Here is a 16034-nt window from a genome sequence, read left to right on the forward strand (position 1 = left end):
GCGAGGCGAATAAGAAAAGCGGATGGAGAAATTCCTGAAATGGTGTAACTCCTCGGCAGTCATATATAAGAGAAATATTTTATCAAATAAGTTGAAATCATTTTTCATTAAAAGATAAGGATATGTTTACTAACCACCTCAAAGTAGCCGGGCGCAACTTAATGAAGCGTAAAGAATTTTCAATGCTGAACCTTTTGGGACTATCCATTGGGATGGCTGCATGCTTGCTCATACTGCAGTACGTCAAGTATGAGATGAACTATGACAAGTTCTATAAAGACGCCTCTAGAATATATCGACTGAATTTAGGGATGTCTGACCCTGACAAAGTAGGAGTAGGTATGATGTCTACGAATCACCCTGCCGCAGGCCCAGCCCTAAAAGCTGATTTTCCTCAGATAGAAGAAGTTACCCGTGTGGTGGATGTCAAAATATTTGCAGGGTCCTCTGTCCTCAGTTATAAAGGAAAAAATGGAGAGATAAGCACCTTCTATGAAAGCAATATTTACATAGCAGACTCTACGTTTTTTGATGTATTTTCTTTGCCTCTGATATCAGGTGATCCCTCGTCTGCCCTGTCTGGCCCTCGGAATTTTGTGATTTCAGAGCATACCGCCAGGCGCTACTTTGGCGAACAGGACCCAATGGGTGAAACGGTGGCTTTGCAGGGAGATTTTGAAGTCACTATCACAGGAGTGATGAAAGATATTCCGGAAAATTCACATTTGAATATTGATGGACTACTTTCCCTCTCCGTATTTGAAGGCAATATAGACAACACTTGGATTTGGCCTGAGTTTCATACCTATGTCAAGCTAAAACCTAATACTGAGGTACAAGGTCTGGAGTCGCAACTCGATGTCTTTGTCCTTAAATATTTGGGCGACGTGATGGAGGAATTTGGAATAAAGGAAAAAATGGAACTTCAACAAATTACCGACATCCATCTGTATAGTGAGTTCGACAGCAGATCAGAAGATAAAGGAAGCGCGCAAATGGTTTCTTTTCTAGTGATTATCGCGGCGATTATTTTATTGATTGCATGGATCAACTACGTCAATCTCTCTACCGCTCGTTCACTTGAGCGTGCACCGGAAGTTGGGATTCGCAAAGTCATTGGAGCACGGAAGCAAGACTTGTTTCAGCAGTTTCTTGTAGAATCAGCCTTGATCAATATACTGGCCATTTTGGTTTCGATAGTTCTTGTTTACCTGTTCGCTTCGCCATTCAATACTCTTGTGGGAAAAACTATTTTTCAGGACGTCTGGCTGTCCGGACTTTGGAGTCAGAGCACTACATGGATCATATTGTTGATGTTTCTTTTCGGAGGAACAATTCTAGCCGGATCGTATCCTGCGTTTGTCTTGTCATCCTTCAAGCCGATCAAGACTATAAAAAGCAAATTCTATTCAGGTGGTCAAAAACTCAGTTTCAGACAAGTGATGGTAGTTTTTCAATTTGCCGTGAGCATACTCATGATCGCAGGGACATTGATTGTGTTTGACCAGCTCTCATTTATGCAAAAAAAACAACTGGGGTTTAATATGGATCAGGTATTGGTTGTAAAAGCACCGTCAATGACCGATTCGACATACAATACAAAAGAGGCCTACTTCAAAAATGAAATATTGAAGTATGCAGGAATTCAGCAATTTACAGCCTCTTCAAGTATTCCTGGAGGAGCCACCAATGGCATGATTAATTCCATCAAGAAGAAAGGCCAAAGCACCGAAGAAGCCACATTTGCCCTGTACATATTTACAGATGAAGGTTTTTTACAAACCTATGAGATTGACGTTATTGCAGGCCGAAATTTCTCGGAGAATATAGCGAGCGACAGGGACGCGGTTATGCTGAACAGGAAGGCGGTAAAGCAAATGGGATTCAGCGCTCCGGAAGAAGTTCTTGGCCAGGTGATATCGATCAAACAGAATCGATGGAGTGAGGTGACCGTGATTGGAGTTGTAGAAAACATCAACTATCGCTCTTTAGTCTTCGAGCAATCACCAATGGCCTTTTTCAATTTTGAAAACGCACCTATTGACTATTATAGTTTTAAGGTCGGTGCGCAGGATATGTCCAACAGCATTGCTCAGATTGAGGAGGTCTACGCTCGCATTTTCCCAGGCAACCCGATCGAGTACTTCTTTTTAGACAACCATTTTGCTGAGCAATACAAAGCAGACGAGCAGTTTAGCCACGTTTTTAGTGTCTTTTCGGGATTATCAATTATTGTCACTTGTCTGGGGTTATTAGGTCTGGCTTCCTATATGGCAGCACGTCGTACCAAAGAAGTTGGCATTCGAAAAGTACTGGGAGCTTCTCCTGAGCTCATATTTGTACTATTAGGTAAGCAGTTTTTTTGGTTAGTACTTATAGGAGCTGCTATAGCTATTCCACTTTCCTGGTGGGGAGGAAATTTGTGGCTTGACAATTACGCCTATCGTACACCGCTAAGCGCCTGGCTGTTTATCGCCTCCTTGTTGGCTGTCATGTTAGTGGCTGCAGTCACAGTAGTATGGCAAACATCGCGCTCAGCATTTATCAATCCTGTAGATGCTATCAGATATGAATAAATTTTCAATCGTGTTCAGTGTGGTAATTGGCTTGTTATTATCAGCTTGCTCGGCCGAACGTGAGCTGGTGAAAGATGGTAATTCCATTTATGAAATTGTACTCAGTGACGTGGCAGATGTCAAACAATACCAGCCTGCATTGGAACTTCAGCGATACCTGGCTCAGATCAGTGGCGCTGAATTACCGATTGTCAATGAAAAGGATCAAAATGATGCGCTGCACAAAATCTATCTTCGGGTCAGTTCAAAGCAGAAAAAAGCTCAGCTTTCGATTAAAACAGAGGGGAAAAATTTGATCCTTTCGGGAGGGTCAAATGAAGCACTGAAACATGCCATATTCGAATTTTTAGAACATCATCTCGGATGTAGATGGTACAGTCCGACGGTGGAAAAAGTGCCCATACAGCGAACCATTATTTTACCCGATGAGATTGACTATTCCTACACACCTGATATTCTGACAAGAACCGTTCACTCAAAATTGTTTTATGAAAACCATGCTTTTGCTGATAAGTTGAAAGTAAGCTACGAGGCTTTTCCATATTATGTGCCGGAAGCAAGAGTCCACACTTTTCACAGGTTTATGCCTGAGGAGAAGTTTTATAAAGACCATCCGGAATATTTTGCTTTGCGAGGGACCAGGCGGTTGCCGACCCAACTGTGTCTGACCAATGATCGTGTGTTGGATCTGGTCAAGGACTCTGTCGCCTCCTACTTCAAACAATACCCTGAGGCTAGTGTGATTTCGGTGAGTCAGGATGACAATCAGCAATACTGCAAATGTGAGAACTGCTCGGCCATCGATGAAAAAGAAGGCTCTCATGCAGGTTCATTGATACATTTTGTGAATAAGGTAGCGCGTGCCTTTCCTGATAAAACCATTTCTACCTTAGCCTATCAATATACAAGGAAACCACCACAGATTAGCCCTGAAAAAAACGTACTGGTAACCCTCTGCTCCATAGAATGTGACAGAAGTGGTCCCATCGAGGATAAATGCAAGGATTTCGCTCAGGATTTAATAGGATGGAAGAAGATCAGCGACAACATCAGGATATGGGATTATACCACTCAGTTCACCAACTTCCTGGCGCCATTTCCCAATATCGAAACCCTGCAGCCGAATATTCAATTTTTCAGAGACAATAAGGCAAAATGGGTTTTCGAACAGCATTCAAATAATCCCAGCGAATTATTCGAGTTGCGCTCATACGTGATGGCCAAGTTGCTTTGGAATCCGGACTCGAACCTGGAAAATCTGGTCGTGGATTTTACTGATGGTTATTATCAGGAGGGAGGCGTCTATGTAAAAAAGTATGTAGACCGGATACATGAGGAATTGAGCAAAGACCCCGACTTCTTTTTGTTTTTGTACGGAGATCCGTCACAAGCTTTTGATTCCTATCTAAGACCTGAGCTATTGTCTGAATTTGATAACTATTTCAACCAGGCAGAAAAGGCAGTGTTAGATAGCGTAGAACTTCTGCAGCGAATTAGAACGGCGCGATTAAGTATAGACTACGCCATATTGGAGGCCAGCAGAAAAAACCTTACCAAAGCGTACAGCCTGGTGCAGGAAAACAGTGATGGTACGAATGTGGCCAATGCCGCCATTCTAAAGCGCTTGAGCCGCTTTGAAAAAACATGCGCTGATGCCGGGATAAAAATGATGAATGAAATGGGGTTTGCCGTAGACGAATATGTTCGCAACTATCAGGCAGCCATTCAAATAGCCGTCATTCCGAATAAAGCCCTGGGCAAAAAAGTGGTTTTAGGCACGCAACCCAAAAAATATGCGAATGAAGACCCACAGGTGCTGACCGATGGAGCCTTAGGAGGGAATGGGTTTTATGCCAACTGGTTAGGTTTTGAGGGCACAAATATGGAAGCTGTAATTGATATGGGAAAAGAGCAAGAGCTCAATCAGATCAGTTTGGCCTTTTTGCAGGTCACCAATCACGTGGTATTTTTCCCCGAACAGGTCACCTATTCTGCTTCTCAAAACGGAGTAGACTTTGTGAAACTGGGGACTGTCATCAACGATGAGCCTTTGAACAAAGAGAGTAAGGTCAATGACATCAAGTATTTCAATTTGAAATGGAATACAATGTCTGCACGATACATCCGGATAGAGGCTCGAAACATGAATAAGGCACCCTATTGGCACCATGCCGCAGGTTTGCCAACATGGATTTTTGCAGATGAAATTATCATTGAGTAATTGAATTTTAAGCATGAGCAAAGCACTGAATTTTTTAGAAAAAAAAGAGTCATATCAAGCCACTGGAAAAAAGAATATGAGCCTTAAAAAATATGTTTCAGGCATTTGCTTGGTAGCTGGCCTGATATATGGTTGCAGTGATTCAGGGGAAGAGAAACAATCTGAGTTAACTAACTATGTAGACCCATTTATAGGTACAGCAGGCAAAGGCAAGACCTATCCTGGAGCTACTGTTCCTTTTGGAATGGTGCAGCTCAGTCCGGACAACGGCCGCAATGGTTGGGACTGGATCTCAGGATACTTTTACCCTGACTCGGTGATCTCAGGATTTAGCCATTTACATTTAAGTGGTACAGGGGCGGGCGATTTGTGTGACATCTCATTCTTACCCGTTTCGGGAAAAGAAAAGCAGACACGACTCGACTCGGTGAGCAAAAGAGAGACTGTTCACTCTGGGTTTAGTCATAGCAGGGAGTCAGCCGAACCGGGCTATTACCAGGTCTATTTGGATGATTATCAAGTTGATGTAGAACTGACTGCCACCACGAGGTCAGGACTTCAACGATACAATTTTGATCGGACCGACTCCATGGCGGTACGTCTTCATCTGGGCTATGCTCGCAACTGGGATTGGGTAACAGACAGCCAGTTGAAAGTAGTCAATGACTCGACCATTACCGGGTATCGAAAATCGTCAGGATGGGCCAGAGATCAGCGAGTTTATTTTTACACCGTATTTTCTAAGCCATTTAGCGCTTTCGCAATTAGTGAAAATGATACTTTGGTGTCAGACGTATCAGAGATCAGTGGAAAGAATGTGCTTGGTAAGTTCTTTTTTGACGAAAGTCAAGGAGGTGAAATTATGGTGAAGACTGCCATCAGTTCAGTAAGTATGGCCAATGCCAAAGCCAATTTGGAAGACGAACAAAGTGGGTTTGATTTTGGCTTGGTACGCAAACAGGCGCTAGCACGTTGGGAGAATGAATTGAGTAAAATTCAGGTAGAAACTACCGAAGATGACAAAATTCAATTCTATACCGCCATGTATCATAGCATGTTGGCACCTATTACATTTTCGGATGTAAACGGAGAATACAAAGGACCAGATGGAAGTATCCATCAGGCCGATTACATAAGGTATTCCATCTTTTCATTATGGGACACTTTTCGAGCCTGGCACCCATTAGCAACCTTGTTGTATAGCGATCGTGTGCCAGATATGATGCAATCCCTCATGGGTCATTACGAAGAGTACGGAAAACTTCCCGTATGGAACATGCACGGCAACGAAACGGATATGATGTTAGGCTATCACTCCTTACCTGTGCTAGCAGATGCCTATTTTAAAGGGCAACTGGGAGAAGACCCTGTGCAAACGTATGAGGCCATGAAAAAGTCAGCTATGCAAGATGAGTTCGGCATTAAGGCTTACAAAGAGCTTGGTTACGTACCGTACGACTCTCTTGGTTGGAATGTATCCCTGACCATGGAGTATGCCTTTGATGACTGGTGCCTGGCGCAGGTAGCCAAAGATTTGGGGAAGGAAGAGGACTATGAGTACTTTATGAACCGATCTAAAAACTATCAGAATCATTTCGATTCTGCCTCTCGGTTTTTTCGAGCGAAAAGCCTATCAGGCAATTTCAGATCACCCTTTGATCCTTTGGCCTATCATCCGGAAGACTATGCTGAGGCAAATGCCTGGCAATATTATTGGTTTGCCCCACAGGACATCGACGGTCTGATCGCATTGACCGGTGGTAATCAGGCTTTCGAAAAGAAGTTAGACGCACTTTTTGAAACATCTCAGTCTGCAGAAGAGACCCCCGTCTGGATCTCAGGAAATATAGGACAATACATTCACGGTAATGAACCCTCTCATCATGTGCCTTACCTATACAGAAGTGCCGGCGTACCTAACAAAGGTGAGCAAAGAATAAGACAAATACTGGACGAGTTATATACCACACAACCGGATGGGCTCTGCGGCAACGAAGACTGTGGTCAAATGTCGGCATGGTATATTTTCAGCGCATTGGGCTTCTACCCGGTTAATCCTGCTGATGGGAAGTACATACTTGGCTCTCCTTCAGTGGAGGAGGCAACCATCATCCTACCGGATAACAAGTCTTTTACCATTAATGCGATTAACCAATCCAAACAAAATGTCTTTGTAAAATCTGTATCACTGAACGGACAACAGGTTTCAAGGAATTTCATTACTCATGAAGACGTAGTAAGGGGCGGTGAGCTGGTCTTTGAGATGACGAATCAACCTGATAATAACTAACTACTTCAATCAACATTTCTTAATAGCCTATTCCTGACCAATTGTTTCTGGTGCTTGCAAGTATAAATAGGCATTATATCATTCTATCATCAATGGAAATAGCGTAAATTTGAGAAATAGTATGAATATTTTAAGCATACAGAACTAGACTGGCGCTGGTAATTAGTTCTGGCAGGAAAAAAATCTTATGAGAGCAACTGTATTTTTCGCTTTGGTCTTGTCCACCTGTTTTATGGCCAGCGTAGGTAAATCTTTCGGTAACCCTTCTCAAAGTGAGGGAATGTCCAAAGATCAGCTTCAATCCTGGTGTAATCGAGGTAATGATCTCAGAGTATCAAACCCTGATAGTTCTTATGTTTATGCTCAGCTCATTTATCAGGGGTCAAATACTGATTCCTTCGAAAATCACTATGCGCAATTCCTTGCCGGCTACTACTTTTATAAAAAACATCAATATGATACAGCCTATCAGCTACTCGATTTTACCGCCCGGGTTTTAGATGAATCTGTAGAAAAGGGACTTTCGGTCAACACCAAGGGTAGGATACTTCTGAAACGAAATAATTTTAAAGGAGCCGAAGAATTTTTTCTGGAGGCGCTAGCCATCTTTGAAAATGTTGGAGCTACCGTCAACCAATTTTACACGTTGAATGATCTGGGTCGCCTGGTCTATCTGCAAGGGGATTATTCAAAAGCATTGGAATACTACGGAGAGGCCAAAGTTCGTGCACTTAATGGCAATTTGGAAAATCGATTGGTTAGGCTCATGAGCAATATTGTGGGTGTTTACACCATGTTGAAAGAATATGACAAGGCCCTTGAGGTGGCACAGGAAGCTAATAACATTTGTGATACCTCCAATGTTACCGATAAGAAAATAGCCCTGACAGCACTGAGCTATGCACATCAAAAATTGGATCACGTCGACAGTGCTATTTTTTATAGCGAGCAGGCATTAGTACTTGCCAAGCGCGCCGGTCATTATTTTAGTATACCCTCACAGCTTTTTGAGGCCGGGGATTTGTACGTGCTAAAGAAAGACTACGGGGCAGCTTTAAGCGCTTATAAGGAAGCCGTCTTATTACTGAAAGAAAACCCGGAAGGCAGTAGTATGGATCAGATCAAATTGCAAATAGCCCAGGTGTACGAGCAATTAAATCAACCCGATAGCACACTGAAATATGCGCACGAGGCTAATCTTTACGCCAAGGACTATGACATTAAGTGGTCGATTCTTCGTTCTTCGGAGATTCTTTCCAGGACTTATGCCAAATTAAACCAGCCAAAAAGGGCAATACCATTTTTCGAAATGGCCTTGCAATACAAGGATTCGATTTATAATGAAGACAGCCAAAAGCAATTTGCAGACCTCCGGGTTAAAATAGAAACCCTCGAAAAAGTAAAGGAGATCGAAACCCTCGAATCTCAAGCGCAAATAGATCAGTTGAAGCACGACTCGGTTGTCCGGCAAAGCATCGCCATCGTGCTCATACTTATACTTTTAATTGTTTTTATCATTGTCTGGCACAGAAACAGCCAAAAGATTCAGAGACTAAGATCTTTGGAGCTCTCAAAAGAAGTCGAGCAAAAGAAAAAGGACCTTCATCTGCAGACACTCCACATGATCAGGATGAACAACAACATTCAGGAAGTAGAGGATGGACTCAATGCCCTGGTGCCTAAAATGAATGGTCAGTCAAGAGAAGTTCAGCAACTCATCAATACCATCAAGATCAACAAGAGCCTTGAAAGAGAATGGGAAAATTTCAACCAATTTTTTAACAGCACTCACGATGGATTTGTGGAGCAGTTGAGAATAAAATACCCTGAAATTTCACTCAACGATCTAAGACTTTGTTCGCTGCTCAAGCTCAACCTGAACAATGCAGAAATTGCATCCATACTCAATGTTGAACCAAAAAGTGTGGTCATGTCAAAATACAGACTTAAAAAGAAGCTTGGTCTTCCCAAAGACGTGGAACTTGTTGACTTTGTCTCCACGCTTAACACAAAGGCTTAATTAATCGCCTCCAACCTGGCTTTTTTTGATCAAATAGGACTCCTTTTCACTACTTTCCGCTACTTGTAGTTCATTTGTAGACCATCTATTCTTGCCATTTGCGGCCTCTGGATTGACATTTGGAGCATGAACAAGTATGTCTCCCTTATAACTTTTCTTTTGCTGGCGAATGCAGCACTTGCCCAGCAAACCCACAAAGTCAAGGTCGCCATTGCCTTAGCTGATTGCGAAGTTTTGTCTACAGAGCACCCTACATTAAGTCAGGTCACAGTTTATCCTAATCCCACGAATCAATACCTGACTGTTGAGCATTTCTTCCAACAGGCAGAGGCACTATTGATTGACACTTCAGGAAAGCAGGTCCTAAGGTCTGCCATCGATAAGCCCTTGTCCAAAATAAATATAGCAGGACTCCCAAGTGGTTTTTATGTACTTCAAATCAAACACCAGAAGGGAATTGCTCAAGTCAAAATCTTACTCAAACGATGATGTACAGACTTATTTTTATTCTTATTGCGACCATTTTGCCAGGTGGCTTGCTCGCTCAGCAGACCATTGAAGCCGACCTCAGCGACATCGTCCAGCTAGAAGCAGATTCCTTTGATGGTGATGTTCAATGGCAATTGTCAAACGATGGGATGGAATTTACGGATATAGTAGGAGCTAATACTGGAGTATATGAAGCTGAAATTTCTAATCTCCCAACTTCTTTCAGAGCTAGAGTGCTGAATGAAAGCTGTGACAATCATTATTCTGAAACCATCAAAGTCATTAGCTCGGATGAAACCGACGGATTGCTTTGGTCCGACCCACAAACCTGGGGTGCTTCAGGAAAACCGCTTAGTGGACAAGAAGTACTTATTCCCAGTGGCACGCGAGTGATTCTGGACGAAACACCACCGGAACTGGGAGGGTTGGTTGTCGAAGGAGTTTTAGTCTTTGACAGAAAAGATTTGACACTGGCATCTAAATGGATTGTGGTCAATGGAGGCATACTTCGTATTGGCACTGAAGAGGAACCTTTCGAACAAAAGGCAATTCTTACTATAAATGATACAGGCACCGAAGCCAGTGTCATGAACATGGGAACTCGTGGCATTATGGTGATGAAGGGTGCTTTGGAATTGCATGGTGCAATACCAGAAGTCGTCTGGACTAAAATTGATGGTCACGGAGAATTAGGAAGCAAATCACTAGATCTGATTGAACCAGCAGCCGATTGGGAAGAAGGGGATGAAATTGTAATAGCACCAACGGATTATTATGAAGCCGGAAATGGAATTTCCACTACTCAGCTTGTAACACTGAGTAGTGTGGATGGGAGCCATATTGATATTTCCGAAGGGCTAAATGCCTTCCGTTGGGGGCTATTGCAATATGCGACGGAAAGCGGCATGAGTCTGACCTCAGCCCAAATGGTGGAACCACCGGTAGCAGACACGGAGACCACAACAACTCCGCTTATTTTAGATGAACGTGCAGAGATTGGGCATATGACTCGAAATATTGTGATCCAGGCCCCGGAAGACGATCTGTGGAACATACAGGGGTTTGGTGTGCATACGATGATTATGCCCAATGGCACGGCACATATCGAGGGAGTCGAATTCAAAAGAGGAGGTCAAAGAGGCCGACTTAGAAGGTATCCATTTCATTGGCACATGCTGAGCTATGCAGGTACTGAGACGCTTGACGATGCCACAGGCCAATATTTCAGAGGCAATACAATTAATTCTTCAACCAATCGGGGAATAGTTATACATGGAACCAATGGCGTATCCGTCGAGGATAATATCGTTTATGATGTAAGAGGTCACGGTATTTTTACCGAAGACGCCGTGGAACGTCGCAATGTTATTGATGGCAACCTGGTTTTGCACATCAGAAACCCGGAATGGGGAGCGCAATTGAAAGAGCACGAAACGGGAGAGCTTGGCTCCTCCGCCTTTTGGATCAGCAATCCTGACAATACAGTTACCAATAACACTGCGGCAGATAGTCAAACCTTTGGCTTTTGGCTGACATTTCCGGAACAGCCCTGGGGCCTCAGTCAAAGCGTGTTGCATACGGATGGACTCGTTCTACGCCCGAACCGACTTTTGTTTGGAACATTCGACAACAACACCGCACATTCCAACAAAAATGATGGGATTCACCTGGATGATGTTGAAGTCAACAATGATGGAACCACACAACCTGTACAATATTGGTCTACTACAGATGGACGAACAGATGGATTTCCTTTCGACGCACTGAGACGGTTTACGCTTTCAAGATACAAGACCTGGAAAAATCAGGATAATGGCGCATGGGACAGAGGGGTGTGGACCGACATCATTGAAGTAGTATCCGCAGACAACTGTGGACGCTTTTTTGCCGGATCAGGTGCCGATGGCGTCATTGAGAGGAGTCTGGTAGTAGGCACTTCCTTAAACTACCTCATGAACGGAACCGGAAGGCCAGAAACAGCTGACTTCCAATTTCACCCCTCATCCGCTCCTACGGCATTTGCAACTTATCATAGTGCTTTTAGCATGAGAAATAACGTGGTGGTAAACTTCAATGTAGTCGAACATGACAGAGCCGGAGTTTTTGCGACCGACGATTATTACATTAGACCGGTAGATAAAGGCCAGGTTCGGAATACAAATAACTTGCTGATAGAATCGCATCCCGGTGTAAAATTAAAGGCAGCAAACGATTACTTCACATTGGCCAGTGCACTTTGGGATCCCGAAGGACACTGGGGCCCTGCCGGAAATTATTTTGTGTATGACGATCCCTTTCTTACTTATGGAAAAACAATAACCACTGACAATTTAGGAACCGAGGTCGTTGGTGGTGTCAGTGTACCGGGTCCATTCTACGGGTTTCTATCTTTCGTATTGCACGGTGATGGCTACGTACCGCCTCAAAACAAACCTTTCCAGGATTATATGGCTATCCATGTGAGTAGACTCGATGATAATTACAATGAAGTGGCCACATGGAATGTCACCAGTGCCCAGCCCGAGTGGGCGCTCAACCATATGCGCGATTTTGCAACGACAAGCGAAGGAATCTATGAACTTACCTTTCCAGACGAACTCATTTCACCTACTGATTTTCAAATGGATGTCGAAAACATGCTTGAAACTACAGATACACAGGTTATAGGCATTCAGTTTGACTCAGACATCTCGCCAGTGGTCTTCATTCAGCAGGAAAGCAATTTGAATAACTACGTGGAATATGCCGAACTGACTTCTTTGAACGATGTCGTTCAATCCGATGGTGAGACCTGGTGGCAAGATGAAAATGGAGACCGCATTTGGGTGAAGCTTAGGGGAGGTATTTGGCAGTCGCCTTCCGGCAATGAAGCAGATGACGACTTCGAAGACGTACTCAACGAAACATTGCTCTTAAAGATTAGAGCGGAAGATTAATCGCACAAGAAACTTTCAACCACTTCAATAAATAAACAAAAATCTAAAATGGAAGAAAATAAAACCCTTTTTGAGAAAATTGGCGGAATGAACGCTGTGAATGCTGCGGTAGATATTTTTTATGACAAAGTACTCGAAGATTCACGAATCAGCCACTTTTTCAAGAACATCAATATTGAAGCACAGTCTGGCAAGCAGAAGGCCTTTTTGGCGTATGCCTTCGGAGCTCCCATGGCCTATACAGGAAAAAACATGAGAGATGCTCATGCGCACATGAATCTTACGGAGGAACATTTCAATGCAGTGGCAGGACACCTGGTAGATACCTTGCAAGAGCTAAGTGTTGCCCAAAATTTAATAGATGAAGTAGTGTCTGTAGCATTGACTACCAAAGACGATATCCTGGGGAGGTAAATGACATGACATCTATAGGGCCGTGGTTTCTCCGATGTTATGCGCTCTTATATGGGTATATTGGTATTATTCCATTCTTGTATCGTGAAATCCGGCTCTTTTCCATTGATTGTTCTCCTTAATCCAAAAATTGGAAACTCTGATTTTTCTTGAAAAAGAAAGGCTATCAAGCATGCCAGCCATTTCTATCAGGCCTGTAACAATGGCTGACTGGTCATGTAGCGTGACTTTCTTTTCAGATAAAGCATACTTGGTGACCTTTAACTGACCGCCGTCCAATTGAGCTTTTCGTTTTTTCAAATAGGCCATCCATTCTTTTTTAGTAATAGCAGGATTGTTGCCATTAGAATGCACATATGGCTCGGTAGTCAGACGGTCCAGGGTTTGGATATCGCACATCTCAAAGGCCTTATTAAATTCATCAATAGTTTGATTGAGTTGGCTGGAATCAGACTCAGTTGATACTTCGACGGTGCAGGCAACGCCAACTAAAAGGAGAGCTAAATGATAAATTGTTGTTTTCATGATTATGGCTATTGGTTGGAGATAATATCTCCAGATACACACTTAAATTTATAATGGGTGTTGTTTTCTGCGTACTCAAGTTCAAAATCATTGTATTCTGAGGGGATCTCAGTTGGTAGCCAATGACGTCCTTTTTCTACCACAATGATGGCTCCTTCATGATCGCCCACCCAACAAAAATTTTCTCTGAATGCCTTAGGATTTATTGGCCTTATGCCGTGGTTGCTTATCAATTCGTCGCTGACATTCAGCGCATGCGACACCGGATGTCCAATCTCATTGATACGGATTACATCAGAGATATTGAAAGTCTCTTTTCCAGGGTAGTTCAGTTTAGGACGCTCTATAAACTCGGCGATATTCCCATCAGGGTCATAAAAGTAAATCGACCTACCAGAGTCAAAATGAATGATTTTATCACCATGAAGAGGTAGTAATTCTATGCCTTTGGATTCTACAAAATCAATAGACGCCTCAAGACTTCCTGTAGGTATAAGAAAGGCAAAATGATAAACCGGATGGGTTTCTGCTGAGCTAAATCTAAGTTGAGTGGCTCCGGCTTGAATGATCAATTCCTCTGAATTACTCTTCAAGCTTGGAAATCCCAAAAGTTCGATATAGAATCGGCCTTGCCTGAGTGCATTTTTCGTTGCTATGGTCAGTTTTTCAAATTGCATGGTGAGTTAAGTATAAAACTGAATTCGTTGAAGTTAGTTTCGTTCGCTAATCTTAGCAGATTTCTTCATTATCCTTATATTTGAAATTAATCAATCTATAATCGTTTGAGTATGCAAGTTCGCGGATCCGTAATTAAGAGCATCGATAGCTTTGTTGCAGATGTACATAGTAGTAAGTATGAGGATTGGAAGAAAGGCCTGTCTGAAGCATCGAATTTACTCTTATCATCTGTATCGACTTCCAACTGGTATCCTGTAGAACCGGGAGTAATTGCCCCCACTCAGGTGCTTTGTGATATGTTTTATCAGGATAAGAAAAAAGGAGCATGGGAATCGGGTAGATATAGTGCAAAAATGGGATTGACTGGTATATACAAAGTCTTCGTTTTGATCAGCTCGCCAGCCTTTTTACTGAAAAGGGCTTCACGTGTTATCGCCACATTTTATGAGCCTACTGACCTTACTGTGGTCGATAGCACAGACAACTCAATGGTAATTCAGTTTACCAAACTACCGATCAAAAATGAGTTGATTGAATACCGAATCGCAGGTTGGATGGAGATGGCATTGGAAATTTGCGGATGCAAAAACCTCAATATCGATATCACCAAATCGATGGCACAAGGCCGGGATAGGTTTGAGACCTCGATTACCTGGGACTAAACGTATCTATTTCAAAAAACAAGAGTTCAACTCATTAACATCTGCACTATTGAATCATAGTGCAAAGCTACATAGAGTAGTGTAGCTAAATTCACAAAAGCGATTGCCGGAAGCACCCATAAGAGCGGAGCCACGATTGACTCCTGGTGAAAAAAGACCATTATCATAAAAAGTGAAAGGCCGATATAAAGGTCAGTGCCAATTTGACGGCCCCAATGCAGCTTCAGCATGGTCTTGGTGGTTCGGAAAAGGCTTTCTTTTGTGCTGCAATAGTAGCTATACCCGGTGAAGGCAATGAATGCCAGCCATGCAATGTATTTCCCATAAGCATAAGGTCCCGAGCTAATAATTGGATGTTCACCACCGTTGAAAATGATGGCAACTACTACCAAAACAAAATAAACGGCCCATATCAAGTTGTTAGTTCTCATTTGAAATCAGGTTAAAGTCAGGTTCAATATACCAGATTTGGATTTATCCCGCAATCCACTTCCTGAAGGCCGGAGCATTTTCCTTACTTACCAGGATATCTTCCTGTGCCTCCGGAATAAGCTCAAGTTGCACCTTGCCATGATCTGACTTGAACTTATGGATGGCAGAGATATTCACAATATATTTTCTATTGGCTCTGAAAAAATATTTCTGGTCCAAATCAGATTCTAATTCCCTTAAAGTGCGATCCATGATAAAATTGTTGCCTTTTTTGTCCTTAAGGAAAACGATTTTGTGTTCGGAAAAAAAGTAGGCCACCTCTTTAGCCTGGATGGATAGGTAGTCAATCCCCCTTTTTACAATGAAGCGTTCTTTGGCAGTCTTTCCAGAAGATGGTTTCAGAAATTGACCTAGTTTGTTTTGAAAAAAGTGCGACTCGAGTGTTTCTATTTTCTCAAGCGCCTTTCTAAGCCTGGGTTCCTGGATCGGTTTCAGGAGGTAATCCAGGGTATTGTATTCGAATGATTCCAGTATGTATTTATCGTAGGCTGTGGTAAATATGATCGGAAATTGCGTTTGTCTTTTTCTAAATATTTCAAATGAATTTTGATCCGTCAGCTGCACGTCCACAAAAGCCAAATCAGGACTGTTGTTGGCATCCAACCATGCTATGGTTTCCTTCACACTTTCTAACCTCCCGACAATCTCATTTTTAGGGTCAATGGACATCAGCAAAGCCTCGAGTTTTTGTGTGGCTAATGGTTCGTCTTCGATAATGAGTATGCGCATAG

The 16034-nt window shown here is 42.8% G+C and carries 12 protein-coding genes; 8 read left to right on the top strand and 4 right to left on the bottom strand.

Going from position 1 to position 16034, the window contains the following annotated elements:
* Positions 1-122: 122 nt before the first annotated feature.
* From ABJD64_RS20030 to ABJD64_RS20060, 7 genes are all read left to right on the top strand, one after another.
* The gene (locus ABJD64_RS20030) at positions 123-2576 is read left to right on the top strand and encodes an ABC transporter permease (protein ID WP_348180471.1); all 2454 of its coding nucleotides are present in this window, start codon (positions 123-125) and stop codon (positions 2574-2576) included.
* Positions 2569-4797, top strand: coding sequence for a DUF4838 domain-containing protein (locus ABJD64_RS20035; RefSeq protein ID WP_348180470.1), 2229 nt, complete (start codon positions 2569-2571; stop codon positions 4795-4797). The genes ABJD64_RS20030 and ABJD64_RS20035 overlap by 8 nt, the downstream gene beginning before the upstream one ends.
* A gap of 13 nt (positions 4798-4810) precedes the next feature.
* Positions 4811-7087 (top strand): GH92 family glycosyl hydrolase, encoded by a 2277-nt coding sequence (locus tag ABJD64_RS20040; protein WP_348180469.1) that lies wholly within the window; start codon positions 4811-4813, stop codon positions 7085-7087.
* 187 nt (positions 7088-7274) lie between these two features.
* On the top strand, positions 7275-9107 hold the full coding sequence (locus ABJD64_RS20045; RefSeq protein WP_348180468.1) for a tetratricopeptide repeat protein: 1833 nt from the start codon (positions 7275-7277) through the stop codon (positions 9105-9107).
* 126 nt (positions 9108-9233) lie between these two features.
* On the top strand, positions 9234-9596 hold the full coding sequence (locus ABJD64_RS20050; RefSeq protein WP_348180467.1) for a T9SS type A sorting domain-containing protein: 363 nt from the start codon (positions 9234-9236) through the stop codon (positions 9594-9596).
* Complete coding sequence (locus ABJD64_RS20055) at positions 9593-12532, top strand: G8 domain-containing protein (RefSeq protein WP_348180466.1); 2940 nt, start codon at positions 9593-9595, stop codon at positions 12530-12532. Before ABJD64_RS20050 ends, ABJD64_RS20055 begins: the two co-directional genes overlap by 4 nt.
* 48 nt (positions 12533-12580) lie before the next feature.
* Positions 12581-12946 carry a group 1 truncated hemoglobin gene (locus ABJD64_RS20060; protein WP_348180465.1) on the top strand — a complete coding sequence of 122 codons (366 nt, stop codon included), beginning with the start codon at positions 12581-12583 and terminating at the stop codon, positions 12944-12946.
* A 66-nt stretch (positions 12947-13012) separates the two neighbouring features.
* Here the strand turns inward: ABJD64_RS20060 and ABJD64_RS20065 are convergent, their stop codons facing one another.
* Complete coding sequence (locus tag ABJD64_RS20065) at positions 13013-13471, bottom strand: nuclear transport factor 2 family protein (protein WP_348180464.1); 459 nt, start codon at positions 13469-13471, stop codon at positions 13013-13015.
* 8 nt (positions 13472-13479) lie between these two features.
* Positions 13480-14148, bottom strand: a complete 669-nt coding sequence (locus ABJD64_RS20070; RefSeq protein ID WP_348180463.1) for a hypothetical protein — start codon at positions 14146-14148, stop codon at positions 13480-13482.
* 111 nt (positions 14149-14259) lie between these two features.
* Between ABJD64_RS20070 and ABJD64_RS20075 the strand changes: the two genes are divergently transcribed.
* Complete coding sequence (locus ABJD64_RS20075; RefSeq protein WP_348180462.1) at positions 14260-14811, top strand: hypothetical protein; 552 nt, start codon at positions 14260-14262, stop codon at positions 14809-14811.
* A gap of 26 nt (positions 14812-14837) precedes the next feature.
* Here the strand turns inward: ABJD64_RS20075 and ABJD64_RS20080 are convergent, their stop codons facing one another.
* A complete protein-coding gene (locus ABJD64_RS20080) occupies positions 14838-15242 on the bottom strand; it encodes a hypothetical protein (protein ID WP_348180461.1) in 405 nt (134 codons plus the stop codon).
* A gap of 43 nt (positions 15243-15285) precedes the next feature.
* On the bottom strand, positions 15286-16032 hold the full coding sequence (locus tag ABJD64_RS20085) for a LytTR family DNA-binding domain-containing protein (protein ID WP_348180460.1): 747 nt from the start codon (positions 16030-16032) through the stop codon (positions 15286-15288).
* Between the last annotated feature and the right edge of the window lie 2 nt (positions 16033-16034).

The organism is Reichenbachiella sp. (assembly GCF_039944555.1).
Taxonomy (GTDB): Bacteria; Bacteroidota; Bacteroidia; order Cytophagales; family Cyclobacteriaceae; genus Reichenbachiella.

Excerpts from the sequence above, each read along its gene's own strand:
- ABJD64_RS20030 (WP_348180471.1), top strand. The coding sequence starts at position 123 with ATGTTTACTAACCACCTCAAAGTAGCCGGGCGCAACTTAATGAAGCGT.
- ABJD64_RS20035 (WP_348180470.1), top strand. The coding sequence starts at position 2,569 with ATGAATAAATTTTCAATCGTGTTCAGTGTGGTAATTGGCTTGTTATTA.
- ABJD64_RS20040 (WP_348180469.1), top strand. The coding sequence starts at position 4,811 with ATGAGCAAAGCACTGAATTTTTTAGAAAAAAAAGAGTCATATCAAGCC.
- ABJD64_RS20045 (WP_348180468.1), top strand. The coding sequence starts at position 7,275 with ATGAGAGCAACTGTATTTTTCGCTTTGGTCTTGTCCACCTGTTTTATG.
- ABJD64_RS20050 (WP_348180467.1), top strand. The coding sequence starts at position 9,234 with ATGAACAAGTATGTCTCCCTTATAACTTTTCTTTTGCTGGCGAATGCA.
- ABJD64_RS20055 (WP_348180466.1), top strand. The coding sequence starts at position 9,593 with ATGATGTACAGACTTATTTTTATTCTTATTGCGACCATTTTGCCAGGT.
- ABJD64_RS20060 (WP_348180465.1), top strand. The coding sequence starts at position 12,581 with ATGGAAGAAAATAAAACCCTTTTTGAGAAAATTGGCGGAATGAACGCT.
- ABJD64_RS20065 (WP_348180464.1), bottom strand. The coding sequence starts at position 13,471 with ATGAAAACAACAATTTATCATTTAGCTCTCCTTTTAGTTGGCGTTGCC.
- ABJD64_RS20070 (WP_348180463.1), bottom strand. The coding sequence starts at position 14,148 with ATGCAATTTGAAAAACTGACCATAGCAACGAAAAATGCACTCAGGCAA.
- ABJD64_RS20075 (WP_348180462.1), top strand. The coding sequence starts at position 14,260 with ATGCAAGTTCGCGGATCCGTAATTAAGAGCATCGATAGCTTTGTTGCA.
- ABJD64_RS20080 (WP_348180461.1), bottom strand. The coding sequence starts at position 15,242 with ATGAGAACTAACAACTTGATATGGGCCGTTTATTTTGTTTTGGTAGTA.
- ABJD64_RS20085 (WP_348180460.1), bottom strand. The coding sequence starts at position 16,032 with ATGCGCATACTCATTATCGAAGACGAACCATTAGCCACACAAAAACTC.